The organism is Lentibacillus halophilus (genome assembly GCF_055395055.1).
Genome location: NZ_AP043750.1, coordinates 1,343,010 through 1,369,451 on the forward strand (window position 1 = coordinate 1,343,010; position 26,442 = coordinate 1,369,451).

A 26,442-nucleotide genomic window follows, 5' to 3' on the forward strand; every position below is an offset into this window, starting at 1 on the left:
ATGTTGGATGTGGCAATCGAAAAGCAGCTGGCCCATTTTACGTTACATATGTCTTTTCAGGCAGCGGATGAAATCATTGTCCTTTTTGGTCCATCGGGTTCAGGGAAAACAACTGTACTGAACTGTATTGCCGGTCTGACCAATCCGGATGAAGGGCATATCCGATTGAATCAGCGCGCGTTATTTGAAGCAGAAGGGAAGACGCTGCCGATTCAAAAACGCCATATAGGATATCTTTTCCAGGATTACGCATTGTTTCCTCATAAGACGGTCTGGAAAAATATTGCTTATGGTATGAAGAATGAATCATTGGTGCTTGACTTAATGCGGGAGTTGCGGGTTGAACATTTGCAGCAGCATTATCCCCAGCAAATTTCCGGCGGGGAGAAGCAGCGGGTGGCATTGGCACGCGCGCTGGCAACCGCGCCTGATTTATTGCTGTTGGATGAACCATTTTCAGCACTGGATGATAAAACACGTGAACGCAGTCACGCTGAGCTATTGCGTCTGCATCGAATGTGGAAAATACCGGTTATACTCGTAACCCATGCCAAACAGGAAGCGGAAAAATTGGGTGACCGGATACTGTATATGGAGGAAGGCGCGTTGCAATCCAACTTACCGAAGTAACCGGCACGACATTGTGCAGACAGACCACGTTATGACGATATGACCTTTATTTAATTGTCAACAATTGATCAATTTGACGATATGACAATATGGCGTTATGATAACTTACGGAAGCATGCTCATATTATAGATTCAAAGATTATTATGAACAGAAATGCGCGTTCGTACAAAAGGAGATAAAAAATGATAAACTTAAAAATGTACAGTAATGGCGAGTGGAAAACGTCAGCGAATGATGACTTTAATGAAGTGATTAACCCTGCTACCCAGGAAGTCATTGCAAAAGCACCGCGAGCGACAAAAGAAGAAACGGACGAGATAATCCAGATAGCTAAAGATACATTTGAAAGTGGCGAATGGGCAGACACCCCTGCGCGGGAGAGGGCTCGGTTTCTGTTTCAAATAGCTGATAAAATTGAAGAGAGACAAGACGAACTGGTAGAATTGGAAGTTATTAATAACGGCAAAACAAAAAGTGAAGTGGCATTTGATGTGGCCGATGCAGCCTTTTGCTTCCGCTATTACGCTGGGTTGATTACAACGCCGGATGGACAAACATACCACGTTCCTGATGCTATGCAATCCATGACAGTAAAGGAACCTATTGGTGTGACAGGATTGATTGTTCCCTGGAATCTACCATTTCTAATGAGTGTTTGGAAGATTGCGCCGGCGTTGGCTGCAGGAAACTCGATTGTATTTAAACCGGCCGAACTCACTCCGGTAACAGCCATGACATTGTTTGAAATAATGGATGAAACAGGAATACCCAAAGGCGCCGTTAATATGGTAATGGGTAAGGGATCCGTTGTTGGTCAGACGATAGCGGAAAGTCACCAGGTAGATGCGGTATCTTTCACTGGAAGCACGGATGTAGGCCGAGGTATTATGCAAGCTGCTACAGGAAACTTGAAAAAAGTGTCACTCGAGTTGGGAGGGAAATCACCCAATATTATATTCGATGACGCTGAATTTGAAACTGCGGTTGATTACGCTTTGTTTGGCATCTTTTTTGGCTCAGGTCAAAATTGTTCTGCAGGAAGTCGTATTCTTGTACAAGAGGGCATATACAATCAATTTGTCGAACGATTTATTGAACGAGCGAAGAAAATAAAAGTAGGACCTGGAATGGACGAAGGCGTTGAAATGGGAGCGATCGCAAGTCACGCTCAACTTAAAACCATTCTTAACTACATTGACGTAGGCAAACAAGAAGGCGCAACATTAGCGCTTGGAGGCAACCAGTTGAAAGAAAATGGGCTGGAGAAAGGGTTTTTTGTAGAACCAACCGTATTCACGGATGTTTCATCTGACATGCGCATCGTACAGGAAGAAATCTTTGGTCCTGTCGTAACGATACAAACATTTAAAGACGAAAAAGAAGCCATCGATTTAGCGAATGATACCGAATTTGGTCTGGCCGGCGCTGTATTTTCCCAGGACGGAGCAAAAGCTATGCGTGTTATTAAAAAAGTGCGTGCCGGTATCACATGGATTAACACGTATCATCCGACATATGTGGAAGCGCCTTGGGGTGGATACAAACAAAGTGGTATTGGTCGTGGCTTGGGAACCTTTGGATTAGAGGAATTTCAAGAGGTGAAACAAATTAATATCAATCAAGAAATGGAACCATCCGGCTGGTTTTCAGAGTAATAGCTGTATAATTTAATAGTATTGTTGACAATAAGACAATGTATGTTATAGTTTTTGTGGAAGTAGATTTGTTGGATCTCATGGAATAGATGAAATATGAAAGGAGATTATGGCCAATGGCAGAAAGCAAACAAAAGCAATCAAACAAAAAACGCCCAATCATCGATGTGGATATTCACGAAGGAGCTCTTTACGAAGACCTTCTTCCTTATTTGGATAATCCTTGGAAGAGGTATATTACCGATAGCGATTGGGTTATGGAAAAACATTTGCCTTATCCCATACCAGGGCCGGACGGATTGAACCGGGCAGACGCTAAGACACCAGACGGTCGTCCAGCGGGAACCGACCTTTCTTTCATGCAAGAACAGTTGCTTGATGAAGTAGGACATGAATATGGGATACTGACAAGTGCATTTGATCCATCTCCATCATCGATGCACGGCTGGTATGAAATGGCTCATGCATTAGCTTCGGCGTATAACGACTATCAAATAGATCATTGGTTGGATAAAGACGAACGATTGTATGGATCAGTCCATGTTGCAGCTCAAGAGCCCCAATCCGCTGTCCGTGAAATTGAGCGGGTCGGTTCTCACCCGAAAATGGTGCAAGTGATGCTGCCAATTGATGACAGACCATGGGGTGACCCATATTATCATCCGATTTTTGAAGCTGCCGAGCGTCACAACTTAATGATTGCTATGCATCATAACGAACCGCCATCCTATTATGGAAAATATCCGCGCTATTTTGTTGAATGGCATTGCGTAATGCCTAACACACATATGGTGCAGATTAACAGTATGGTATTCAATGGTGTTTTTGAAAAATATCCGAATCTGAAATTAATGATGGTCGAAGCAGGCTTTACATATGCTCCTGCGCTCATGCGGAAAATGGATCAGCAATATAAAGCCTTGCGTCATGAAGTACCGTGGATCAAACGGTTGCCAAGCCAAATCATTCGAGAGCATGTTTGTTTTTCAACTCAGCCTTCGGATGAATTGAGTTCGGAGGAATTTATGACATTCGTTGATCTTATGGGATCAGACGAAATGATTTGTTTTTCAACGGACTATCCACATTGGGACTATGATTCTCCATTCCAGGCATTGCCTTCACTCGGCGAGGATTTGGAAAACAAGATCTTTAGAGAAAATGCACGAAACTTTTATCCAAAACTACAAAATACGAGGAGGCCAGTATCCCAATGAAAGAAATCGTATGCAAAAAAGATGAACTGCAACCAGGTCAAACCATGAGAGCAAAGATGGGTCCTTTCCCTATTATTGTATGTCGTACACCAGACGGAGAGTATCACGCTTTTAATAATAAATGCGCTCACCAAGGCGCTCCCATGTCTGAAGGGGTAATGTGCGGAGCTTCCGTACCTACGGATACACCGGGGGAGTACGACTACCAGAAGGAAGGCGAGATTCTTCGTTGCCCTTGGCATGGAATGGAATATGATATAAAAAATGAAGGACGTATGCTAGCTGATCCTGAACAAAAACTTAAAGAATTCAATGTCTCTTTTGAAGACGATGATGTAGTCGTCTCATTATAACAATAAATGGTTGTTGTTTAATGAGTATACTAGGATTGGTCAACTTCTTCTGTCAGGCAACAAATGGATAGTTGGTCGAAAGGAAAAACTTTTAGAATACAAATAGATCCCGAAAATATGGTCTGAAGCCGTAGGACACGTTAAAATAGGGAGTGAGTGAACGCGGCCTTTGTTATTACATCACCTTGTATGAGTGAAAAGGCAACGTAATGCGAACTTTTTAATAACAATACTATTATTGCGGCCGTCGGTCATGTACGTACATTCATGAACAGGTTTTACAGCTCATTTAATAAAACTTACAAAATGGGGCAAGGCTGTAAGTAGAGATATTACCATTTTGCGATGTCGTGTAAAATGTTCACAATCATTTATGGATAAATCGGCCTTCAAGAATGCACTATGTAAAATGATGTAGTATCTAAAAGGACTTTTTTAGCAAAACTTTAGCCTGAAGATCGACTTTAGTCGTTAACGCATATGTTTGAATCCATCTGTTTAAGCAGGTGGATTTTAGTCCTTTTCTGATATGAGACAATTTGTTCCATAATGAAATGCTATCAGTTTGAAATGCTAATTCAACAAACATGGTGTTGATATTAGTTACGAAAGGATGTTTAACGGTGAATATGAATGTCAGAAAAGGGTCATTAAAACATCAGATTGCTGAAGAAATCCGCAAGGCCATTTTTCGCGGGGATTTAAAACCTGGCGAAAAGGTAACAGAATTAAAACTATCAAAGGATTTTGAAGTCAGCAGAGGACCTATCCGTGAGGCGATGCAATTATTAGTTATGGAAGGGCTGCTTGTTTCGACAACGTTTAAAGAAACGAAGGTGGCCAATATTACTTCTGAGGAAGCGAATGAATTGCTTGTTCCCATCAGAATAAATATTGAAACATTCGCTTTGAAAAAAGGTTTTCCACTTTGGGGTCAACAACACTTTGAACAATTTGAGGAAGTTTTGGAGCAGATGAGACGTGCGGCGAATTTTAATGACACACCTCTCTTCAGCGATTTGGATATGCAATTCCATGAGTTGATTGTTCGTTCGTCCAACATGTATAATGTGAAAAGTTTGTGGGATTCTGTTTTAAATCGAAGCCGTTTGCTGTTTATATATGAAAATGACTTACCCTTTGATTTGCAAAAATATACTGAGTTTCACCGCACTTTATTGGATTCGTTTAAAACTGGTGATTTAGATTTCGCCATTCGAACCTTAAAGGATCATATTATTCAATCCAACTCTCTTAACATTGAATTCCCTATCGAGGGCGACAAATAAGACCAGAAACATGAAAGATGTCTGGTTCTCATAATAGTAGAGATAGAGACGGTCCCAGTGATCGTCGTTTTTTAATTGGTATAACAAACTGACGACGTATGTATCAGCTTGAGAACCAGTCCCCCAAACCATATGCCAGTCCAACTTTTTTCATTCAATTATTTTAACATGATATCCAAAATAAAAAACGGACACGATTTAAGGGTTTGGTGTGCTATATCACGCATATCCAAGTTTAAATCATGCCCTGATAATGTTACCTAGTTTCAATTAGGATCAGAAAAGCACTCTTATTTTTAGGTAAGATATCATCTTTATTGGTTACTTCTTCATCTACGACATGCTGGGTTTTTGTTCCAACAGGTTCTTCTAAAAACCATGTTCCCATACCTGAGACTGTGGGGACATCCTGAATGGTGTAGAGAACCGCATTTTCATGATCCGATGTGTTACAATGTTCATGCTCTAACCAAGCTGGGGAGAAAAATACATCTCCTTTTTCCCACTCGAGTTTTTCCCCGTTAATAATACTATAACCTTCACCTTGAAAGACTATAAGTGTTAGCTTAGTAAGCTTAATCACGTAACATCAGGACTTTTTGTACTGATATAGGGTCTTTATAGGTGGATAACTTTTTGGTATAACTTATGCAAATTCAGGTGTACGCGTAAAGACGCGACGTACCATCGGTTCAAAAAACTCAACTGGATAATGAACATAATTCGGATCAAAACAGTTTTGATCATAGTTTTTACAGAAGTTAATGCACTCTTCGTAGTAAGGGCTGTCTTTAAAATAGTCACGCGCATTTTTTTCTTCTTCTGACATATGTGCCATATAGTGTTGTTGGAAAACACCATGATGTTTAACAATCCAAGCAGCCTTTTCTGAGACGAATGGTTTAAGGATAGCAGCTACCATTTCACCGTGTGTATATGGTGCAAGTTCATCGCCAATATCATGAAAAAGAGCGGCCATAACCATATCTTCGTCTTCATTATTTTCATAGGCACGTGTTGCTGATTGCAAGCAATGTTCGTAACGCGAAATGCGGTACCCACTGAAACTATCTTTCAATCCGTCCAATGTTTTCAAAAGCCGGTCAGGCAACCCCAGGTTAAACCCATCTTCTAATTCATCCAAAAACTCAAATTCCTCTTTTGTGCCATCTTCCATTCTTGTAAAGTCTACGATTTTTTGCATTCTAATATACCTCCTCAATCGATTTGTTACTAGGTTAATAAATCAGGTTGTTCTTCAGTAATGCGTTCCCACAATGGTTGGAAATTTTCCCAGCCATCCTTTTCCCGTCCAACTTGTTCGGCTGTTAAAGCAGCGTTCTTGTCGTCAATTGGATCGACAATGCCAGCTGATTCGGCTAATAATTGAGACTGACAGGAACGTTCCATTGTAATGAACCAAAAGGCCGCGGAATCAACCGATTGTCCAACGGTTAGTGGGCCATGGCTCTTTAAAAGAACCGCCTTATTGTCTCCCAAGGCTTTAGCAACCTTTTCTCCTTCGCTCTCATCATATACAACACCGGAGAATTCATTCAAAACTGAATGATCATTGAAAAAGGCACAGGAATCCTGTGTCAACGGATCAAGCAATCGTCCGGCTGCTGACCATGTCTTACCATGTATAGGATGAGCATGTGCCGAAGCTATCACATCGGGACGAGCCTGATGGACCGCCGAATGAATAGCGAAAGCCGATTGATGAACACCGTAGTTTCCTTCGACGACTTCACCATTATGATTGACAAGAACAAGATCCGAAGCCCGCATTTTCCCGAAGTGAAGGCCATAGGGATTCACCCATAAATGGTCAGTAAATTCGGGATCCCGATATGTAATGTGGCCGGCTGCTCCTTCTGAGAAGCCAAAGCGGGCAAACAAACGAAAAGCGGCAGCTACACGCTGCTTGCCGTGTTCTCGTTCTTCATCTATTCCATTAAAGGATGGCGGTTGAAGATAATTTTGAACATGTTTGCCACTCACATACTCTTTTGAAGCTTGATTCATTTAGATCCATACCTCCTTTTTATAATGAATTTTTATTTGTAACTGTTAGTCTAACATGTAATGTCCGATTGTCAACAATTATTTGGTCATATTGTTGACAATGAAATTAGACATGTTATGCTTTTTAATGAAGTTTGAAAAGTAGCGTAACTATAAACTTATGAAAATTAAACAATATTATCAGGTTGAAGGAGGGATTGGCTCGCGACGTATATCATTACATAGAACGTAAACATGCCGTCGTCATCGAGAGACATATGTAAAATGTTTTGAAGACTCTTCTATTATTAAAAGGAGTGATTAACAGTGGCAGGATCACAGAATAAAAAACAGATTATTGATACAGATATTCATGAAAGAGCAACATACAAAGATCTTCTTCCCTATTTGGATAATCCATGGAAAAGATATATTACCGACAGCGATTGGGTTCAGGAGAAACATCTGCCTTACCCTATTTTAGGTGCGGATGGTTTGGACCGTGCCGACGCTAAGCCTCCAAGTGGTGGTCCAGCAGGGAATAGCTTATCCTTTATGCAAGAGCAGCTTCTTGATGACATCGGTCACGAAGCCGGGATTTTAACCGGAGCATTGGACCCATCTCCTTCTTCCATGCACGGTTGGTATGAAATGGCGGTTGCATTGGCGACAGCTTATAATGATTGGCAAATTGAGAATTGGTTGGATAAAGATGAGCGAATATATGGATCTGTCCATGTCGCTGCTCAAGATCCACAAGCGGCCGTCCGTGAAATTGAACGCGTAGGTCCTCATCCTAAAATGGTGCAAGTGCTATTGCCAATTGATGACAGGCCATGGGGAGATCCATACTATCATCCTATATTTGAAGCGGCGGAGCGCCACGACCTTACGATTGGGATGCACCATAACGAGCCGCCATCCTATTATGGCCAGTTTCCTCGTTATTTTGTCGAGTGGCACTCTGTTATGCCTAATACGCACATGGTTCAGATTAATAGCATGGTTTTTAATGGCGTCTTTGAAAAATACCCAAATCTTAAATTGGTGATGATTGAGGCTGGCTTCACTTATGCACCGGCTTTAATGAAGAAAATGGATCAACAATACAAAGCGCTTCGCCATGAGGTACCGTGGGTTAAAAGACTACCGAGCCGTATTATTCAAGAACATGTACGGTTTACAACCCAGCCGGTTGATGAATTAAGCCAAAAGGAATTTATGCAATTTATTGAATTAATGGGATCAGAGGACATGGTTTGCTTTTCCACTGACTATCCTCATTGGGATTACGATTCACCATTCCAAGCGCTCCCTGCACTAGGCGATGACCTTGAAAGAAAAATCTTCCGGGAAAACGCCAGGGCCGCGTATCCAAAATTGCCACAAGCGGCGGGAATGGTCAATCAATGAAACTGTGATGTGTGAAAGAAACGTTTCCAATCAAATTGGCCAGGGTTTAAAGACGAAACAACCGTTGTCTTAAACACAGAATTACTCCCTTATTCAATTTTAGGAATGTGACTATTGACGAAAATATTGCAATAAAGGAAATGGGCTTAGACGCAATGCCCATTTCCTCTGAATTTTTTATTCTATGTCATACAGAGAAATTTTAGATAATGCCTTTAAAGATACGTACAATCTTGAATTCGAAAAGCAAACCAAATGGGGATAGGACTCGTTTATGATACTGTTAAAGAGAAAGATGTTGAAATTGATGGGAAGGATCCAAAGAAAGTAGCTTTGACCTATTTAAAAAATCAAGAAATATTGGATTAAAGGAAGATGGTTACACGAGAACAACAGAGAAGTTGGACCATGAGTTCTGTTTCGCTTTTCCTTGCCTCAGCCCCCTGAACAATAAAGTTTTTTATAAAGACTAGATTAATATTTATGCCATATTGTCAACAATAAATCAAACACATTGTTGACAATAAACTTAGACATGTTATGATTTTTAACATGACTTAAAAATCAAAAAATCAAAAACCTATAACAAACAAGCAGTTTTTGTTGAAAGAAGGAGGGATTGTATAAGAATAATTCCATAAAAGGTCAAAATGCCACGATCAGAGGATCAAATCTATTAGGAAGGCGGAATCACAAATTAATAGATGAGAACCAATCACACGATATGGACGATCTTATTGACAATTATGGATTTATTTCGTCTCTCTTGATCTCCCATGAACGATGAGACGACTAATTCGACAAAATGAGGTGTGCTGTGAATGATTCAACTTGAAGGAATTAATAAAACATTTGATGATGGGTCAGAAGCATTAAAAGATATTAATTTGCATTGTAATACTGGTGAAATCACGGTTTTAATCGGGCCGAGTGGCTGCGGCAAAACCACGACAATGAAATTGCTCAATCGTTTGATTAACCAGTCCGAAGGAAAAATTTATTTTGACGATAAAGACATAACCAATATGAATCCTGTGGAACTCCGGCGGGGGATTGGCTATGTTATCCAGCATGTTGGTCTGTTTCCCCATATGACGATTGAAAAAAACATCGGTGTTGTCCCGAGGCTGTTAAAGTGGGACGACGATCGCATCAAAACCCGGGTGAATGAACTATTAAACATGGTAGGACTGGACCCGGATACATACGGGCAACGTTACCCTTCCGAATTGAGCGGCGGTCAACAACAGCGAATCGGTGTTATCCGTGCGCTTGCCGCTGAACCCCCGATTATCCTGATGGATGAACCTTTCAGTGCCCTTGACCCCATCAGCCGTGAACAACTGCAGGATGAACTTATTCGTTTACAAAAAAATATTCAAAAGACCATTGTCTTCGTTACGCACGATATGGACGAAGCGTTAAAAATTGCGGATCAAATTGTGCTAATGAAGGATGGTGTCATCGTTCAACAAGGAACACCGGAAGAGATTCTAAGACATCCGGCTGATGACTTTGTTAAAGACTTCATCGGTCAAAAACGACTGCAACAGGTGCAGGATATACCGACCGTTGGCGAGGTTATGAATGAAAAACCCGTGACCATTGCTCCGGGGCGGGGGCTTGCTGAAGCTATGAAAGTGATGGAAAACAAACGCGTGGATTCCTTGATTGTCGTTGACGGAAATAATACATTGGAAGGCTATATTACCGTTTATGACGTCACACAGGCGTTTGATAATGAGGATCAGCGGGTTCACGATATCATGCACACATTCCGCCATACCATTCATACGGACCTGTTATTGTCAAACGCCATTCGTATGATGAATGAGCTTCAGACTCCGTACTTACCTGTTGTGAAAGACGAAAGTTCCTTAGTTGGCGTGCTGACACGTGGTAGTATTGTAGGCCATATAGGTACAGCGTATTCATCGATTAAGGAAGGTGTGGTATAAGTGTATGATTACAATTATTTTTCAGTCTTTTATAAACGCCTGCCAGATCTACTAGAAACACTTTACGAACATGTTATTATATCGGGTATTGCAATACTCCTTGGTTGTATAATTGCCATTCCGATAGGTATTTTTCTATCTTGGACTTCAATTCGATGGATAAAATCTACAATACTTAATATCACTAATGTTTTTCAGACGATCCCGACTTTAGCATTACTTGCCATGCTACTTCCTTTGTTTGGTATTGGAATGAAACCTGCTATTGTGGCATTGTTTCTGTATTCTTTGATGCCAATTATGAAAAACACATATGCTGGTTTTGAATCTATTGATTCAGAAATTATTCAATCAGCAGAAGGGATGGGATACAGCCCGTTGCAAAGATTATTACAAATTGAAATTCCATTGGCGGTACCTTATATCATGTCGGGTATCCGTTTAACAACCGTTTATATTGTTAGTTGGGCGGTGTTAGCTGGACTGATCGGCGGCGGTGGCTTAGGTCAACTAATTGTCACTGGTATGGGACTGAATGATCAACCTCTCATCATTGCTGCTTCCGTTTTTTCGATGATTCTTGTTTTAATCACCGATTTTCTTCTTGGAACGGTGGAGAAACTGTTTTCAAGAAAAGGACAACCTGAAAAACAAAATGTTTAAATGTGGAGGGTTTTAAAATGAAAAAAACCGTAAGTACAGTACTATTGTTGTTATTTTCCTCAACTCTTTTACTTTCTGCGTGTTCTGGAGAAAACACGATCACTGTTGGTGCTCAAACTTATTCAGAAACCAAAACTATTGGCTTTATGTACAAGGAATTAATCGAGGCAAATACTGATCTGTCAGTAAATGTGAAGACTGACATGTCTACTGATACCGTTATATTAAAGGCAATGATGAACGACGAAGTAGACATAGCTACTTCCTATACTGGAACTGCACTAACAAGTTTTTTTTCAATGAAATACCCAAAAGATCGTGATGCTACATTGAAACAAACTAAAAATGATTTTGCAGATGAATATAATATTAAAGTGCTAGATCCGCTTGGCTTTGCAAATACTTATGCCATAGGTGTAACGCAAGAATTTTCTGAAAAAAATAATATTAATGCCATTTCCGATTTAAAAGATATAGCTGGAGATTTAACGTTCGTGTCAGATACAAGCTGGATGGGACGTAAAGAGGATGGTTATAAAGCTTTTACTAAGTTATATGGTTTTAAATTCGGTGAAACAAAACAGGTGAATAATCTTCAATATAAGGCTTTAAAAAACAACGAAGCAGACGCTGGTCTGGTTTATTCAACGGACGCTCGTATTGATTCTTATAACCTTACGACATTAAATGATAACAAAAACTTCTTTCCACCATATGATGCAGTTCCTTTCGTTAGACAGGAAACTTTAGATAATCACCCGGAGATTAAAGAAGTGTTCAGCTCATTAATTGGAAAACTCGACCTTGATACGATAAGGAAACTAAACCACCAAGTAGATGTTGAGGGTGAAGACCCACATGATGTAGCTGTGGACTTCCTCAAGAAACAAGATATGTTAAACTAGGAGGATTTTAATATGGATATCATATTGCAATTTTTCGGCTACATCAGTGAAAATTGGTTTCATCTTATTACTTTAACATTTGTTCATATTTTGATGGTAATTATCGGATTGGGACTGTCACTGCTTATAGGGGTTCCGCTAGGTATTCTTAGTGCTAAAAACGAAAAATTTGCTGCTCCTATTTTAGCTTTGGCCAATATCATTCAAGTATTTCCGGCCCTTGCACTTTTAGCGATTTTGATGGTGTTTTTAGGTCTTGGTTTTAAAACGGTGATTGTCGCATTGCTTCTTTATTCATTACTACCGATTATTCGAAATACGTATATTGGATTAAAAGAAGTAGATGAGACTATATCCCAAGCTGGTATAGGGGTTGGAATGACACCCTTTCAACTTCTTTTAAAAGTACAACTCCCGTTATCAGTGCCATTTTTGCTAGCAGGTGTACGTGTTGCAACAATTGTTGCAATTAGTCTTGCAACCATTGCTCCTTTCATCGGTGGAGGAGGCCTTGGTGAAGACATTCTTTCTGGCATTAACACACATCAGCCAGTGAAAATGTATAGTGGTGGGATTCTTGCTGCATTGCTAGCAATCTTTATCGATCTTATTTTAGGGAAGGTCCAAGAACGAGTAGAATATAAGTAGTAGGAATTTATTATGATAAAGCTTTGTATAACAACCAGATCAATGAAACGATGTGACTCTAAGTAATAAATTAAATTTATCAAAGTGACTCTACACGGAAGTTTATTATAAAGGCAAATTACTGAGATACTTTTGAAAGTGTATGGGCTGGATCGTGTGTTCTGTTAATTGCCTCAATATGGATTTGCTTTGCTTGATTTTTGGTCTAGACTTTATCGATTTTTTCTTTGGTACTCATGTTTGTGAGTTTCCCTTTGCCTTTTAATGCATGGTCTCATAAAGCAAAGAAATGATGTCTGGGGAAAATAGATAGGATGAATGCGCCGGTGCTTTAACAGTCCCGGTTTTGAGTGAATGTCATTAGGGTAAATAACTAATTAATATAGTAAAGGGTGATATAGAATGAAAAAAAAGGCATTTAATAAACTTGAAGAACTTTTCAATGAGATGGTCGAACTAAGAAGGCATTTTCATATGTATCCGGAGTTATCATTTCAAGAAGAGAAAACAGCACAAACTATTGCAGAGTATCAAAAGAAACTAGGTTTAGAAGTACAGACAAACGTTGGAGGCAATGGTGTGGTAGCAACTCTAAGGGGGGGCAAACCTGGAAAGACCGTAGCCATTCGAGCAGATTTCGACGCTTTGCCAATTGAAGAAGAGAATAACGTTTCATATAAGTCAAAAAACCAAGGTGTAATGCACGCTTGCGGACACGATGCACATACGGCAATAGCTTTAGGTATTTCTAATGCACTTGCTAGTATGCAAGAAGAATTAGAAGGAAATGTAGTATTCATCCATCAACATGCAGAAGAAATGGGAACAGGTGGAGCGATACTGATGATTGAAGACGGCGCATTAACTGATGTTGATGCTATTTTTGCAACTCATGTTGCAAATGATGTACCTATTGGTAAAATGTTGCATAGCAATGATTCTATAATGGCAGCTTCGGATGACTTTACGATAGAAATCAAAGGCTTTGGTGGGCATGCTGGATCACCACATAATTCTATCGATGTAATATCAACTGGCTCTCAGTTAGTTAATAACTTACAACAAATTGTAAATAGGAAAATTGATCCAATAATACCTGCTGTGCTTACAGTTGGTTCATTTCACGCCGGAACAAGTACGAATATCATTCCGGAAAAGGCTACGTTGGAAGGTACAGTCAGAACAGCCGATGAACATATTAGAAAAGAAATCCCTGAATGGATAGAAGAAATCACCGAACACACAGCAAAAACATTTGGAGCAGATTATAACTTTGATTACCAATTTGGTTACCCAGTTACTAAAAACGATTACTCAATGAATCAAATATTGGTTCATGCAGCTAAGGAAACTATTGATGAAGAAAATATTATTGAAATGAACCCAGAAATGGGATCTGAAGATTTTGCTTACTTTCTGCAACATATTCCTGGTTCATATTTTAGAATAGGCTCAGCTAATGAAGAAAAAGACCTTATCTATCCTCATCACCATCCGAAATTTGATATTGATGAAACCGTATTATTAAGTGGTGCTAAGACGTTATTAGCTGCAGTATTTGCATACTGGGAGAATCAAAACTGAACATTTTCTTCTTCAAGAATGACAACCAAAAATAAAATAAAGAGCTTATTCATGAAAAAATAACCGAAGATCTTTCCTAGTAAAATGCAAATTTTAAGTTTGGAGTTTTTGAGAAATTAAACATCATGTCGTTACTTTGAATAGAATGAGTTTTTAAAAATTTACTTTAGAAAGAAGGTTTTATAATGTCAAAACCACATGTAGTCATAGAGTGGAATGATACTGAAACAGATGCAAAAGGTTGGTTAGTTGTTCATAATTTTGTGAAGGGTTACACAGGTGGCGGTACGAGAATGCATCCATCTGTGACTAAGGAAGAAGTTATAAGACTGGCTGAAACAATGGCTTACAAGTATGTGGCTTGTGAAAGTGATACGACTGGAGGATGTAAAGCAGGTATTGCTTATGATTACAAGGCACCAGATGCATATGATGTATTAAGAAGGTTTCTAATTGCCATGATGCCTTATATTGACACCGGCGTATCTTTAGGAGCTGATTTAGGGACTAACTATGAAGATATACTAAATATATTTAATGAGTTCGGCATTGATATCCCTCTAACCCCATCAATGAAAAATGATTTAAGCGTCCTTAAAGGGATTAAACAGTTTGATGATCTATTAGAAACAAGAGTTGATGGTATACCTTTAAATGATGTGGTTACCGGATATGGTGTTGCATTTTCAGCTGATGAAGCTTGGAAGTTTAAAAATGGGAAAGATGAAGCTAAAGTTGTCATTCAAGGATTCGGTTCTGTCGGCGCAAGTTGTGCATTAAAATTGTATGAATTGGGTTATCAAGTCGTGGGGATTTCGGATGCAAACTTATTGGTAACGTGTGACGAAGGATTGGATGTCCGGAAGCTTTTCAATCATAAAAATGAGCATGGAGAAATGAATCAGCATTATTTTGAACCGCATTATACTGTAATGTCAAACACAGAATGGCTCGATGTGGACTGCGATATTCTAATCCCATGCGCTTTAGAGGATGTTATTAATCAATCTAATGCAAATATTGTCAAAGCCAGTCTGATTGTGGAAGCTGCAAATATTCCGATTTCCACTGAAGGGGACGAAATCATCCAAAAAAGAGGAATTGATGTTGTCAATGATTATATTGTAAACATAGGGGCAACGAGATTTAGTGAGGCAGTTATTTTTGGGCTGATAGATTCAAATCCAAAAGCGGTGGTTGATGATATTGAAAAGCTATGCAGGAAAAATACGCATCATCTTTTTACAGAAGCTAAAAGACAAAACAGATATCAAAAAGATGTTGCTCATGAAATTTTTAAACCGGAAATTAGTGATTTACTGGAATTCTCTAAACCCTATGAATATTTAACATAAATTAAATATATTGCACAATGAGGAGGCTTATAACGCATGAAAACATCAGAAAAAGTAGAATTTACTGCCGCCGATTCCGTTGTACAGGAACTCGTAAAGGCAAATGTTGAGATCGTTTTTGGCATTGTGAGCATACATAACATGCCGATTTATGACGCAATTGCAAAGAATAGTGATATCCATATGGTGGCAGCACGCGGAGAAAGTGGCGCGGTCAATATGGCCGATGGTTATGCGAGAGCAACAGGGAAATTGGGTGTGGTAATAACAAGTACTGGGGCTGGAGCCGGTAATGCTGCCGGTGCACTGACCGAATCATGGAACAAGGGTACGCCATTGCTTCATATCACTGGTGAAGTGGCTTCGGATTATATTGGAAAAGGCAAAAGGTATATTCATGAATGCAAGGATCAACTCGCCATGATGGAAGGTGCCAGCAAACAAGCTTTGTTACTGCAAGAGCCTGAACAGACGTCTACCTTCATTCGTAAGGCGATCGGCAATTCAAAAACACCTCCTGTGGGTCCGATAACAGTACTTGTTCCAACCGATTTACAGACGGTAATTACCACAAATAGTGAAGTTATAAATCCAACTGAAGACACGTTGGAGGAATTTAAAGAACGTACCGCCTTTTTTTCCGAAGAAATGATCCAAAAAATTTCCGCCGCCAAACGCCCCATTATCTGGGCAGGTGGTGGAGTGATCGATTCCGGTGCCTCAGAGGAAGTTAAACAATTAGCCGAGCGAATGCAATCAGCTGTAATAACCAGTGAGTCAGGGAAAGGGTCCATACCCGAAAATCATCCACTATGTATCGGTAGTTTTACTTCGGAGCCACAGGTTGAAAAAATAATAAAAGAGTCGGATCTATTGATTAGTATTGGCACCCGTTTTCGTGGGGAAGAAACCAACGACTGGACCTTGCCATTTCCGGCGGAGCATATCCAGATTGATGCTGATCCAGAAGCAATCAATCTTAACTATCAAACAAGTTATGGACTTGTCGGTGATGCGAAGTCTATTTTACAAAACCTTGTTCATCAATTATCCGAGAAGGAAATGGCATCAGCTAAGTCTTATGCGAAAGAGATAGAATCCGTCCGGAACCAGGTGCGATCAGCATTGCGGGAAGCTGTTGCGCCCTATGATCAATTTGCTGATGAGATGCGTCGTTTGATGCCCAATGATGCCATACTCGTTCGTGATGTCACCATTCCGGCCTATCTGTGGGGAAATCGGTTAATTGACATTTATCAGCCGAGAACATCTATATCCGCTTCAGGTGGCGGAATTGGACAAGGTTTACCCACGGCGATTGGGGCCCAAATCGATGATAAAGATCGTACAGTCGTCTTAATGGCAGGTGACGGCGGGTTTATGGTGAATGTCGGTGAATTGGCCACAGCGGCCGAGGAAGAGCTTCCTTTGGTTGTTATTTTATTTGATGATGGTGGATATGGCATTCTGCGTTATCTGCAAAATGCTGCATATGGAAGATTGGCAGCTGTCAATTTAAATAATCCGGACTATGTCATGATGAGTCAATCAATGGGTTTTGAAGCTGAGAAGGTCCAATCTGCAGGCGAATTCACATCTGCATTGGAAACTGCGATTAAACGGAGAAGGCCATCGATGATTGTTGTTGATATGGATGCTGTGGGTCCGATGAATCACCCATATGAAGAATCGGCTGAATACATTGAGTCATTTCATCCGAAAAAGTTGTCGCATGACGGATAAGAAGACAAGTTTTAGCTTATACCGGATAGAGGAAACGTGAAACAGAACTCATTGATTCTTACAACCTGAGCGGACGATTGCGATAGAATCAAAATGTAATTGATCATACACAATATGCTGCAACACCCCCTGCACAAGGGTCTTTGTTTGTAAAGGCTGGATTAATATTCTATGTCATATTGTCAACAATAATTTGGTCATATTGTCAACAATAGTTTTAGACATGTTATGATTTTTAATGTAGTATAAAAACGGAAAAGTCAAAAACCCACGACAAATAGCAATTTTCGTTAAAAGGGAGGGATTGTATAAGAATAATTCCATAAAAGGTCAAAATGCCACGATCAGAGGATCAAATCTATTAAGAAGTCGGAATCACAAATTAATAGATGAGGACCAATCACACGATATGGACGATCTTATTGACAATTATGGATTTATTTCGTCTCTCTTGATCTCCCATGAACGATGAGATGACTAATTCGACAAAATGAGGTGTGTTGTGAATGATTCAACTCGAAGGAATTAATAAAACATTTGATGATGGGTCAGAAGCATTAAAAGATATTAATCTGCATTGTAATACTGGTGAAATCACGGTTTTAATCGGGCCGAGTGGTTGCGGCAAAACCACGACGATGAAATTGCTCAATCGTTTGATTAACCAGTCCGAGGGAAAAATTTATTTTGACGATAAAGACATAACCAATATGAATCCTGTGGAACTCCGACGGGGGATTGGCTATGTTATCCAGCATGTTGGTTTGTTTCCCCACATGACGATTGAAAAAAACATCGGTGTTGTCCCGAGGTTGTTAAAGTGGGACGACGATCGCATCAAAACCCGGGTGAACGAGTTATTAAACATGGTAGGACTGGACCCGGATACATACGGGCAACGTTACCCTTCCGAATTGAGCGGCGGTCAACAACAGCGAATCGGTGTTATCCGTGCGCTTGCCGCTGAGCCCCCGATTATCCTGATGGATGAACCTTTCAGTGCCCTTGATCCCATCAGCCGTGAACAACTACAGGATGAACTTATTCGTTTACAAAAAAATATTCAAAAGACCATTGTCTTTGTTACACACGATATGGACGAAGCGTTAAAAATTGCGGATCAAATTGTGTTAATGAAGGATGGTGTCATCGTTCAACAAGGAACACCGGAAGAGATTTTAAGACATCCGGCTGATGACTTTGTTAAAGACTTCATCGGTCAAAAACGACTGCAACAGGTGCAGGATATACCGACCGTTGGCGAGGTTATGAATGAAAAACCCGTGACCATTGCTCCGGGGCGGGGGCTTGCTGAAGCTATGAAAGTGATGGAAAACAAGCGCGTGGATTCCTTGATTGTCGTTGACGGAAATAATACATTGGAAGGCTATATTACCGTTTATGACGTCACACAGGCGTTTGATAATGAGGATCAGCAAGTTCAGGATATTATGCATACATTCCGCCATACCATTCATGCGGACATGTTATTGTCCAATGCCATTCGTATGATGAATGAGCTTAAAGCCCCTTATTTGCCTGTTATCACTGAACAACATTCATTGGCCGGCCTTATTACAAGAGGCAGTATTGTCGGTTATATGGGGGATACCTACCCCTCTGTCAGAAATGGAGTGGTATAAATGAATGATTACGGTTACTTGTCCATTTTTTCCGCCCGGGCCAATGATCTTCTCATTGCCCTTGGTGAACATATGCTGATCACGTTTGCATCAGTCATGCTGGGATGCTTGGTGGCCATACCACTCGGCATATTTTTAACGAAAACAGATATAGGATGGATCCGATCGATCACATTCACCATTACCAATGTGTTTAACACGATACCCAGCCTCGCTATGCTGGCAATGTTGCTTCCCTTGTTGGGTATTGGGCTGGTCCCTGCGATAGTGGCTTTGTTCCTGTATTCGCTCATGCCTATTCTGCGCAATACGTATGCCGGGTTCACATCCATTGACCCACATATTATTGAATCAGCCAGAGGCATGGGATATAGTACCACGCAACTTTTGTTTCAAATTGAACTCCTACTTGCGGTACCTTATATTATGTCGGGTATACGTCTGACAACGGTCTATATCATTAATTGGGCCGCATTGGCCACGTTGATCGGTGCAGGTGGCTTAGGGGAACTCATTGTCAGCGGATTGGGCGTTTATGATAAGCCGTTAATTCTTGCAGCGGCCATCCTGGCAATGCTTCTTGCGCTTGTCGCCGATTTTTCACTCGGAAAAGTGGAGAAGTTCTTTTTCAAAAGCGCACATTCGACGCAACAACAAAATTAAACTGGAGGTTAACCAAATATGAAAAAACAATTATCCATTATTCTTTCTGTGTTAATATTAATGACATTGTCACTTTCGGCATGCAGTTCAAGCGGAAGTGGCTCAGGCGGATCAATCACCATTGGCACGCAAACGTACACTGAAACTAAGATTTTGGCGGAAATGTATAAGGCATTAATTGAGGATAATACCGATGTGTCTGTGGATATCAAGACAGATCTAGAGACGAGTCCTGTCACACTTAAAGCCATGCAAAGCGGTGACATACAAATGTCAACACAGTATACCGGTACAGCGTTATCCGCATTTTTCTCGATTGAAAATCCTAAAGATCCTGAAGCAACATTGAAACAGGCCAAGGAGGATTTCAGCGGCGATAAATTTAACTTCAAATGGTTTGATTCTGTCGGATACGCCAATACGTACGCGTTTGCTGTAAGGGACAGCCTGGCAGAAAAATACGATCTGGAAACCATTTCAGATTTAAAAGGCAAAGCAAATAATATGACCGCTGCTTTCGATACAAGTTGGTTGGAGCGGGACAACGATGGCTATGATGCCTTTAAGAATACGTATGATCTGGAGTTTGGAAAGACCCGCCCAATGGAAATCGGCCTTGTGTACGATGCGGTTAAGGAGAAAGATGTCGATATTGCTCTTGCTTATTCTACCGATGCCCGTATTGAAGGGTTCGATCTCACCATTTTAGAGGATAACAAACAGTTCTTTCCACCTTACGACGCATCGCCTGTGGTCACTCAAAAAGCGCTTGATAACAATCCGGGAATTTCAGATGCCATCGAACCGTTGCTAGGAAAACTGGATGAAGCCAAAATGGGGAAACTAAACGGGAAAGTTGATCTGGATGGAAAGGATCCAAAGGACGTAGCTCTAAACTATTTGAAAGATCAAGGCATGTTGAAATAGGAGGCTGACCAATGGACGGTATTGTGTCATTGTTTCAATACTTTCAGGACAACTGGGCTGAGTTACTGTCTCTAACATATGATCATATATTAATGGTAGTTGTCGGGATGCTATGGGCGCTGGCCGTGGGCATTCCTTTAGGGATTATCTGTGCCAAGAACAGCAAACTGGCCACCATTATTCTGGCTGCAGCCAATATTATTCAAGTATTTCCGAGCCTGGCCCTTTTGGCTGTGCTCATGTTGATATTCGGTATCGGGTTTAAGTCCGTTGTGATTGGGTTGTTTTTATATTCCTTGTTGCCAATTATCCGCAACACCTACGTGGGGTTGAAAGAAGTGGATTCAAGTGTCATGCAGGCTGGTAAAGGCGTGGGCATGAATAGTCTTCAAGTCTTATTAAAAGTACAATTCCCACTGTCCCTGCCCTTTCTGCTATCGGGGGTACGTGTCGCAGCCGTCCTTGCGATTGGTGTGGCAGCTTTGGCCCCCTTTATAGGTGGGGAGGGCCTCGGACGGACCATATATTCCGGTATTAACTTACGGGATCCGATGAAAATATATAGCGGGGCCATGATTGCAGCCGTTCTTGCGATTGGCATTGATTACTTTTTAGGACGAGCGCAGGAAAAGTTAAGCAGGTGATTTTATTTACGCAGAAACGCCTGATGAGTCAATCAATGGAAACAGTATGCCTAATAAGTATGAAGAACGGTCTGAATATATTGAGTTTTAGAAACTGGTAAATTAGAAACGGTTCTTTTTGTTGGATTGAAAAAGTAGAATGGTTACAGTGACTAAAAAATTACGACGTTCTACCATAGAACTATTTTTGGAACTAAAAGCCGAACCTTTCCTACACTAGGGGAGGTTCGGCTTTATGAGTATGTTGGGAATGTGTTATGTCTAGGGAATGAAAGTCTCCTACTCGATGTAGTAATAACTGCTACAATGTTAATAGGAAAAACAAGCCTATTTAATGAAAAAATTTAATTGAAAACCCTGCAACCAACTAATCTGTTGCAGGGTTTTCAAAGTAAAGGCAATAGGGAGAGCCACCATGACGGATTCCTACTCCCATATAACTTAAGAGGAAATTTTATCCTCTTTAAGAGATTGCGTTCCCGCTAATACACATCTACTATCATAACAATTATTAAATAATAATCAACCCTGTCAAATGATTCAGTACCTGTGGTCACAATAGAGCCATTCAGTTTGACCCGGGTTGAACGGACGTCCCCGGATAGCATTTAATTCAAAAAAGACGTATTATTGAATCGTTCTAGAAGTCCGGTGAAAAAGTCAACCTGTTCTAGGAATTTCCTAGCTTTATGTCGAATATAGTCATACAGAACACTCTAGAAGGATGATCCATTTATGCATTCGCCAAAGCAAAATCACATTCAACCCAACATGTTTCAATATATTGATATGGAGGATCTCGTTCCCAGGCATCATATCCTGAGAAGGGTGAAAGATGTTATTGACTTTTCAGCTGTCCACGATCAGGTGAAACCTCTCTATTCCGAAAAGACAGGCCGACCATCCACGAATGCTGAATTGGTCGTGCGGCTGGTTGTACTTGAGTATCTATTTAATCACTCGGAACGGGAACTGTTTGAAACGCTCCCCATGCATGCAGGCTACCTGTGGTTTTGCGGCCTGGATTTTGAGTCGTCACTTCCTGATCGAACAACACTTGTTAAAACAAGAGCGCTTTGGCGTCGCCATGGTATTTTTGATGATATCATGATGCATGTCGTTAATCAGTGCATTGCTTCCGGCCTCGTTCGCCCAGACGTTCATGCCGGTGTGGATGGCACACAAGTGCATGCAAACGCGTCCATTCATAGTCTGGAAGAAATAGAGCTGGCCCCGGTTCAAACCATTGAAGCTTACCTGGAAGTTAAAAAGCAACGTGATGAAGCGTCTTTAAGACCATCAGGTAATCCGAACAGCGACGATGATGACCAAAACCCTCGGCCTCCGAAATCAAAGGAAAATAATAAATCGGATCAGCTTCAGGAAAATGCCAGCCATGAAGACTTTCACGGCAAAACGTTTTCCAATCAAACCCACCGGAGTACGACAGACCCGGATGCCCGTCTGTACAAAAAGAGCAAAGGACAGGAGGCCTATCCGCGTTACCTTGTGCACAACCTGGCAGACGTTGAGTCAGGCGTTATTTTAAAGACCAATGCAAGCATTGCTTCCGGTACAGCAGAAAGAGAAATAAGCCAACAACAGCTGGCAGCTGTTCGTTTTCAGCATCCACAAATCCATATTCAGACCTTGTCGGGTGACAAGGCTTATGGGACACCGGCGTATTTGGCCTATCTCATTTCGCTGGGCATCATCCCTTTGGTTTCTTTGCAGGACCACGAGTTGGAAGAGATCCCGACTTGGCAAAGGAAAACCCACAAGCCTGAGCAGCAAAGAAAGCGTCAGGAAAAAGTCGACAAAGTTGAGACCAAAAATCAAGCAAAACACATTCAGATTGACGGCAAATACCAGGCTATTCAGAACCAGCGTGTCCAGTGTGAACATGGATTCGCCGAAGCCAAGACAGTGCACGGGCTGGATCGTGCCAAAAGCAGAGGGCTGGACTGCATGCAGGAACAAGCACTCTGTACCGCCATCGTTCAAAATCTTAAGAAGTTAAGCCGGTTCAAAGGTAAAAGGCCCAGGACCGGCGTTTCAGCATGCGCTGAAACAACCAAATGGGATGAAAGACACCACCGTAATATCTTCATTTCTTTTGTTTTTAAGAGAATTAAAGAACAATTCAGGTTCTTGTTCGCATCTTTGATGGATCAAAACTGTAGTTTTTCACCAGTCTTCTAAATGGATGTCGATTAACTCACTGATAAAATTATCTGTCGATATATCTGCGAGTTCTGTATCATATGTTTGTCTGACGAGGCCATCTTCTTTTAATTCTTGAGTGGTTTTATAAACCTTGGCATGGGGTCGGCTAAAATCAATGATAACCAATGCACATCGTTCGTACTTATGCTTGTCCTCATCTATATCATCCCTTCCACTCAAAAAGTGGAAAAAATTAATGTATTTTTCCAAGTCGGTCTGGGATTGTTTAAATGCAACTCTGTTGTGTTTCATGGCAGTTTCATCATATTCATAAACAGGAATGATATAAATTTCCCCTAATACCATTTTAGGATATGTTATGTGTAAGTTAAGCGCTTCAGCAAACATTCGTTCAAATAATGTATCTGTGTTTTTGGCAAGGCTGCTTAACTGGCTTCGTACGTTGACGGAAAGAATCTGCTCAGATAAGTTTGGACCGTCTGCACAATATAAATTGGAATGAACCATTGGTCCCCAATTTACCAAAGTTTTCTCAGCTCCAATATTTGTGGGTTTTGCACAAATGTCCTGATCTTTTTGTTTAAACATACCAGTAACTTTTAATTCAGGTTTCGTTTGTCCCAAAGGTGGGAAAATCGTTTCCGATCGTATATTATTATCCACCATTTCATGTTTAACGAATTCATGTATGTAATTGATTAACGTGCTTTTCCTGATAAGAGAAGTTTTTGCTTCCAATCCATTATTAAAAGTATCTCCTTTGCCATTTTGGCGTGAGCCGTTGACTGTTAAGTTTGTAATCGCCATCTCCATGTCCTGTTGGATTAAGTTTGCTGCCTGATGAATGTTCATGGTACCACCCCTTATGATGAGTACTATTTTTTAGCCATACGAAAGTATTATCTTTAAAATAGGGATATTATTATAGACCAAGAGTCGCTTGTTTTGCAATTGTAGTTGATACGTTATAATTCTTGTTAGGTTGCCGTATCGTATAGGAAGGTGATGCAGATGCTCCAAAATTTTGAAGACGAGGATGTTCATTTTTTAGCGATTAAAAAGAATCTGCAGCGAATGACCTATGATTTTAAGGAAATACAATCCGAACTGGTCAGAGCTTATTTAACATATAATGAAATTGATGAATCCAGTGTCAGCAATCAACTTGTACGCGCATTGTTGCAACGGGAAAACAGGTTCATTCGTGAATACGTCCAAATGCTTCCTGTTCAATGGAATATTAAGAACTTGGAGTCCATGTTTTACATGTTCTTTGATAAGGATGCTGCTCGAACAAATGGCATTATTTTCACGCCGACGTATGTTTCCGATTATATCAATGAAGAACTTTTTAAGGATGCAACGCCAACGAGTACGGTTTGTGATTTTTCCTGTGGAGCTGGTGAATTTCTCATTTCAGCTTTAAAGCAATTTAAAAAATGGTTTCCAGCGTTATCCCGAATAGAAATCATTGAAAATAATTTATACGGAGCCGATATTCTGGAAGAGAATGTGTATTGTACAAAATTATTCTTAACACTGTATTCATTATACTTTAATGAGGATAAAGATGTCATTGCGTTTAATATTATAAATGCTGACAGTACTCAACCGAATGTACTGCCCAAATTTCATTCATACAGGGTTCAAAATGGGTTTGATTTTATTATAGGGAATCCTCCTTATGTCAGAATTCAAGATATGGATAAAGACCAACGAACAATGTTAAAACAACATTTTAAGACGTGCAATTCCGGAAGTTTCAATTTGTTTTACGCCTTTATTGAGTTAAGTTGCCAATCTCTGCGTGAGGATGGAAAAATGGGCTATATTATCCCCAACCATCTTTTTAAAATGAAGTCAGCACAGCCTTTAAGGGAGTTGCTCATCAATGATCAAGTAATCACGAAAGTTATTGATTTTAAAGATAATCAATTGTTTGAGAATGCACAAACATATTCAGCGATCGTATTTTTTGATAAGGCTCCGAAACATTATATGTATTATAAAACGATTGATGAACGTTTCAATAATATGGATATCCATCAATATTTGAATTCACGCGAATGGGAAAAGGTACCTTATAGTGGTCTTGACGCAGAAGCGATTCATTTACTTTCTGCAAAGGATTATAATAATGTGACCAAAATAGAAAATCAACCTTATTTGTTGGACATATCGACAGGAATTGCCACTCAAAAGGATAAGCTTTATATGATTGATATAACCCAATCAATGAATAAAAATGAAAATGATCCTTTTTATTACAAGGAATATAACGGAAAACTCCACAAAATAGAAAAAGGAATTACGATGTCCATTATTAAAGGCTCGGGCGACAAGAAAGTTGACTTAACAACAAACTTTTACGAATTTAATAAAATTATCTATCCTTATAACATAAAGAATGGGAAAGCTTCGTTGATTTCAGAGAAAACAATGGCGGACGTGTATCCCCATACGTTAGCGTACTTTAAGGCTATTAAACGGGAACTTAATAAACGAAACGGGGGAAACCCTTCAACAAAAGCATGGTATGAGTATGGACGATCGCAAGCCCTCCATAGTTTTGTACCAAAAATAATATTCCCCACTAACTCTGGAAAACCAAACTTCGCCTACTTTAATGATTTTGCATTGTTTCATAATGGTTATGCTATTTATGGCCTTAAAAATAATAAGGAAGGAATGGACCTCCCCTTATTAACCAAAATTCTTAATTCGAAAATAATGGATTATTATATTCAACTGACCAGTTATATGATCAGTGGCGGTTACTATTGTTATCAAAAAAAATATTTAGAGAACTTCACGATCCCTGATTTTTCAGAAGAAGAAAAGCAATATCTTAAAAGCATGACGTCAAAGGATGTCATTGATGAATTTCTTATCCAAAAATATGGGCTTGAACGATAATATACAAATAGTAGACAGGTAACAGGGGTTCGGGTACTTTG

The 26,442-nt window shown here is 40.1% G+C and carries 23 protein-coding genes; 19 read left to right on the forward strand and 4 right to left on the reverse strand.

Annotation, left to right across the window (positions count from 1 at the left end):
* The 5 genes from ACZ5Q7_RS06585 to ACZ5Q7_RS06605 all read left to right on the forward strand — a co-directional run bounded on the left by ACZ5Q7_RS06585 (position 1) and on the right by ACZ5Q7_RS06605 (position 5,145).
* The gene (locus tag ACZ5Q7_RS06585) at positions 1–630 is read left to right on the forward strand and encodes an ATP-binding cassette domain-containing protein (protein ID WP_343751622.1); all 630 of its coding nucleotides are present in this window, start codon (positions 1–3) and stop codon (positions 628–630) included.
* Positions 631–813: 183 nt separating this feature from the next.
* Positions 814–2,286, forward strand: a complete 1,473-nt coding sequence (locus tag ACZ5Q7_RS06590) for an aldehyde dehydrogenase family protein (protein WP_343751620.1) — start codon at positions 814–816, stop codon at positions 2,284–2,286.
* Between the two features lie 116 nt (positions 2,287–2,402).
* Complete coding sequence (locus ACZ5Q7_RS06595; protein WP_343751618.1) at positions 2,403–3,503, forward strand: amidohydrolase family protein; 1,101 nt, start codon at positions 2,403–2,405, stop codon at positions 3,501–3,503.
* Positions 3,500–3,856: a Rieske (2Fe-2S) protein gene (locus tag ACZ5Q7_RS06600; protein ID WP_343751615.1), complete on the forward strand. Its 357-nt coding sequence runs from the start codon at positions 3,500–3,502 to the stop codon at positions 3,854–3,856. The genes ACZ5Q7_RS06595 and ACZ5Q7_RS06600 overlap by 4 nt, the downstream gene beginning before the upstream one ends.
* A gap of 629 nt (positions 3,857–4,485) precedes the next feature.
* Positions 4,486–5,145 (forward strand): GntR family transcriptional regulator, encoded by a 660-nt coding sequence (locus tag ACZ5Q7_RS06605; RefSeq protein ID WP_343751637.1) that lies wholly within the window; start codon positions 4,486–4,488, stop codon positions 5,143–5,145.
* Positions 5,146–5,401: 256 nt separating this feature from the next.
* Here the strand turns inward: ACZ5Q7_RS06605 and ACZ5Q7_RS06610 are convergent, their stop codons facing one another.
* The 3 genes from ACZ5Q7_RS06610 to ACZ5Q7_RS06620 all read right to left on the reverse strand — a co-directional run bounded on the left by ACZ5Q7_RS06610 (position 5,402) and on the right by ACZ5Q7_RS06620 (position 7,173).
* Complete coding sequence (locus tag ACZ5Q7_RS06610; RefSeq protein WP_343751613.1) at positions 5,402–5,728, reverse strand: cupin domain-containing protein; 327 nt, start codon at positions 5,726–5,728, stop codon at positions 5,402–5,404.
* Positions 5,729–5,791: 63 nt separating this feature from the next.
* Positions 5,792–6,349 carry an HD domain-containing protein gene (locus ACZ5Q7_RS06615; RefSeq protein WP_343751611.1) on the reverse strand — a complete coding sequence of 186 codons (558 nt, stop codon included), beginning with the start codon at positions 6,347–6,349 and terminating at the stop codon, positions 5,792–5,794.
* Between the two features lie 29 nt (positions 6,350–6,378).
* Entirely contained in the window at positions 6,379–7,173 is a 795-nt protein-coding gene (locus ACZ5Q7_RS06620; RefSeq protein ID WP_343751609.1) for a class II aldolase/adducin family protein, read from the reverse strand.
* 306 nt (positions 7,174–7,479) lie between these two features.
* Between ACZ5Q7_RS06620 and ACZ5Q7_RS06625 the strand changes: the two genes are divergently transcribed.
* The 13 genes from ACZ5Q7_RS06625 to ACZ5Q7_RS06685 all read left to right on the forward strand — a co-directional run bounded on the left by ACZ5Q7_RS06625 (position 7,480) and on the right by ACZ5Q7_RS06685 (position 23,500).
* A complete protein-coding gene (locus ACZ5Q7_RS06625) occupies positions 7,480–8,565 on the forward strand; it encodes an amidohydrolase family protein (RefSeq protein WP_343751607.1) in 1,086 nt (361 codons plus the stop codon).
* 821 nt (positions 8,566–9,386) lie between these two features.
* On the forward strand, positions 9,387–10,523 hold the full coding sequence (locus ACZ5Q7_RS06630; protein WP_343751606.1) for an ABC transporter ATP-binding protein: 1,137 nt from the start codon (positions 9,387–9,389) through the stop codon (positions 10,521–10,523).
* Positions 10,524–11,186 carry an ABC transporter permease gene (locus ACZ5Q7_RS06635; RefSeq protein ID WP_343751604.1) on the forward strand — a complete coding sequence of 221 codons (663 nt, stop codon included), beginning with the start codon at positions 10,524–10,526 and terminating at the stop codon, positions 11,184–11,186.
* 17 nt (positions 11,187–11,203) lie between these two features.
* Positions 11,204–12,091, forward strand: coding sequence for an ABC transporter substrate-binding protein (locus tag ACZ5Q7_RS06640; protein WP_343751602.1), 888 nt, complete (start codon positions 11,204–11,206; stop codon positions 12,089–12,091).
* A 12-nt stretch (positions 12,092–12,103) separates the two neighbouring features.
* Positions 12,104–12,739: an ABC transporter permease gene (locus ACZ5Q7_RS06645; protein ID WP_343751600.1), complete on the forward strand. Its 636-nt coding sequence runs from the start codon at positions 12,104–12,106 to the stop codon at positions 12,737–12,739.
* A gap of 402 nt (positions 12,740–13,141) precedes the next feature.
* Positions 13,142–14,323, forward strand: coding sequence for a M20 metallopeptidase family protein (locus ACZ5Q7_RS06650; protein ID WP_343751598.1), 1,182 nt, complete (start codon positions 13,142–13,144; stop codon positions 14,321–14,323).
* A 185-nt stretch (positions 14,324–14,508) separates the two neighbouring features.
* Positions 14,509–15,678 (forward strand): Glu/Leu/Phe/Val family dehydrogenase, encoded by a 1,170-nt coding sequence (locus tag ACZ5Q7_RS06655; RefSeq protein ID WP_343751596.1) that lies wholly within the window; start codon positions 14,509–14,511, stop codon positions 15,676–15,678.
* 36 nt (positions 15,679–15,714) lie between these two features.
* Positions 15,715–17,421: a thiamine pyrophosphate-binding protein gene (locus ACZ5Q7_RS06660; protein WP_343751595.1), complete on the forward strand. Its 1,707-nt coding sequence runs from the start codon at positions 15,715–15,717 to the stop codon at positions 17,419–17,421.
* A gap of 506 nt (positions 17,422–17,927) precedes the next feature.
* Positions 17,928–19,064, forward strand: a complete 1,137-nt coding sequence (locus ACZ5Q7_RS06665) for an ABC transporter ATP-binding protein (protein WP_343751593.1) — start codon at positions 17,928–17,930, stop codon at positions 19,062–19,064.
* Entirely contained in the window at positions 19,065–19,727 is a 663-nt protein-coding gene (locus ACZ5Q7_RS06670) for an ABC transporter permease (RefSeq protein ID WP_343751591.1), read from the forward strand.
* A gap of 18 nt (positions 19,728–19,745) precedes the next feature.
* A complete protein-coding gene (locus tag ACZ5Q7_RS06675; protein ID WP_343751590.1) occupies positions 19,746–20,654 on the forward strand; it encodes a glycine betaine ABC transporter substrate-binding protein in 909 nt (302 codons plus the stop codon).
* An 11-nt stretch (positions 20,655–20,665) separates the two neighbouring features.
* Positions 20,666–21,298, forward strand: a complete 633-nt coding sequence (locus tag ACZ5Q7_RS06680) for an ABC transporter permease (RefSeq protein ID WP_343751589.1) — start codon at positions 20,666–20,668, stop codon at positions 21,296–21,298.
* Between the two features lie 735 nt (positions 21,299–22,033).
* A complete protein-coding gene (locus ACZ5Q7_RS06685; protein WP_464432927.1) occupies positions 22,034–23,500 on the forward strand; it encodes a transposase in 1,467 nt (488 codons plus the stop codon).
* On the opposite strand, the gene ACZ5Q7_RS06690 is transcribed toward ACZ5Q7_RS06685, so the two are convergent.
* On the reverse strand, positions 23,486–24,337 hold the full coding sequence (locus ACZ5Q7_RS06690; RefSeq protein WP_343750781.1) for a hypothetical protein: 852 nt from the start codon (positions 24,335–24,337) through the stop codon (positions 23,486–23,488). The two genes, ACZ5Q7_RS06685 and ACZ5Q7_RS06690, sit on opposite strands and share 15 nt — an antisense overlap.
* 414 nt (positions 24,338–24,751) lie before the next feature.
* Here ACZ5Q7_RS06690 and ACZ5Q7_RS06695 point away from each other — a divergent pair, with 414 nt between their 5' ends.
* Positions 24,752–26,401 (forward strand): Eco57I restriction-modification methylase domain-containing protein, encoded by a 1,650-nt coding sequence (locus ACZ5Q7_RS06695; RefSeq protein WP_343750780.1) that lies wholly within the window; start codon positions 24,752–24,754, stop codon positions 26,399–26,401.
* Positions 26,402–26,442: the final 41 nt, after the last annotated feature.

What these genes read in the sequence shown, in the direction of transcription:
- ACZ5Q7_RS06615 (WP_343751611.1), bottom strand. Translation starts at nt 6,349, where the DNA reads ATGCAAAAAATCGTAGACTTTACAAGAATGGAAGATGGCACAAAAGAG.
- ACZ5Q7_RS06590 (WP_343751620.1), top strand. Translation starts at nt 814, where the DNA reads ATGATAAACTTAAAAATGTACAGTAATGGCGAGTGGAAAACGTCAGCG.
- ACZ5Q7_RS06655 (WP_343751596.1), top strand. Translation starts at nt 14,509, where the DNA reads ATGTCAAAACCACATGTAGTCATAGAGTGGAATGATACTGAAACAGAT.
- ACZ5Q7_RS06660 (WP_343751595.1), top strand. Translation starts at nt 15,715, where the DNA reads ATGAAAACATCAGAAAAAGTAGAATTTACTGCCGCCGATTCCGTTGTA.
- ACZ5Q7_RS06675 (WP_343751590.1), top strand. Translation starts at nt 19,746, where the DNA reads ATGAAAAAACAATTATCCATTATTCTTTCTGTGTTAATATTAATGACA.
- ACZ5Q7_RS06695 (WP_343750780.1), top strand. Translation starts at nt 24,752, where the DNA reads ATGTTCTTTGATAAGGATGCTGCTCGAACAAATGGCATTATTTTCACG.
- ACZ5Q7_RS06670 (WP_343751591.1), top strand. Translation starts at nt 19,065, where the DNA reads ATGAATGATTACGGTTACTTGTCCATTTTTTCCGCCCGGGCCAATGAT.
- ACZ5Q7_RS06595 (WP_343751618.1), top strand. Translation starts at nt 2,403, where the DNA reads ATGGCAGAAAGCAAACAAAAGCAATCAAACAAAAAACGCCCAATCATC.
- ACZ5Q7_RS06640 (WP_343751602.1), top strand. Translation starts at nt 11,204, where the DNA reads ATGAAAAAAACCGTAAGTACAGTACTATTGTTGTTATTTTCCTCAACT.
- ACZ5Q7_RS06585 (WP_343751622.1), top strand. Translation starts at nt 1, where the DNA reads ATGTTGGATGTGGCAATCGAAAAGCAGCTGGCCCATTTTACGTTACAT.
- ACZ5Q7_RS06680 (WP_343751589.1), top strand. Translation starts at nt 20,666, where the DNA reads ATGGACGGTATTGTGTCATTGTTTCAATACTTTCAGGACAACTGGGCT.
- ACZ5Q7_RS06685 (WP_464432927.1), top strand. Translation starts at nt 22,034, where the DNA reads ATGCATTCGCCAAAGCAAAATCACATTCAACCCAACATGTTTCAATAT.
- ACZ5Q7_RS06690 (WP_343750781.1), bottom strand. Translation starts at nt 24,337, where the DNA reads ATGAACATTCATCAGGCAGCAAACTTAATCCAACAGGACATGGAGATG.
- ACZ5Q7_RS06665 (WP_343751593.1), top strand. Translation starts at nt 17,928, where the DNA reads ATGATTCAACTCGAAGGAATTAATAAAACATTTGATGATGGGTCAGAA.
- ACZ5Q7_RS06620 (WP_343751609.1), bottom strand. Translation starts at nt 7,173, where the DNA reads ATGAATCAAGCTTCAAAAGAGTATGTGAGTGGCAAACATGTTCAAAAT.
- ACZ5Q7_RS06605 (WP_343751637.1), top strand. Translation starts at nt 4,486, where the DNA reads ATGAATGTCAGAAAAGGGTCATTAAAACATCAGATTGCTGAAGAAATC.
- ACZ5Q7_RS06600 (WP_343751615.1), top strand. Translation starts at nt 3,500, where the DNA reads ATGAAAGAAATCGTATGCAAAAAAGATGAACTGCAACCAGGTCAAACC.
- ACZ5Q7_RS06630 (WP_343751606.1), top strand. Translation starts at nt 9,387, where the DNA reads ATGATTCAACTTGAAGGAATTAATAAAACATTTGATGATGGGTCAGAA.
- ACZ5Q7_RS06650 (WP_343751598.1), top strand. Translation starts at nt 13,142, where the DNA reads ATGAAAAAAAAGGCATTTAATAAACTTGAAGAACTTTTCAATGAGATG.
- ACZ5Q7_RS06645 (WP_343751600.1), top strand. Translation starts at nt 12,104, where the DNA reads ATGGATATCATATTGCAATTTTTCGGCTACATCAGTGAAAATTGGTTT.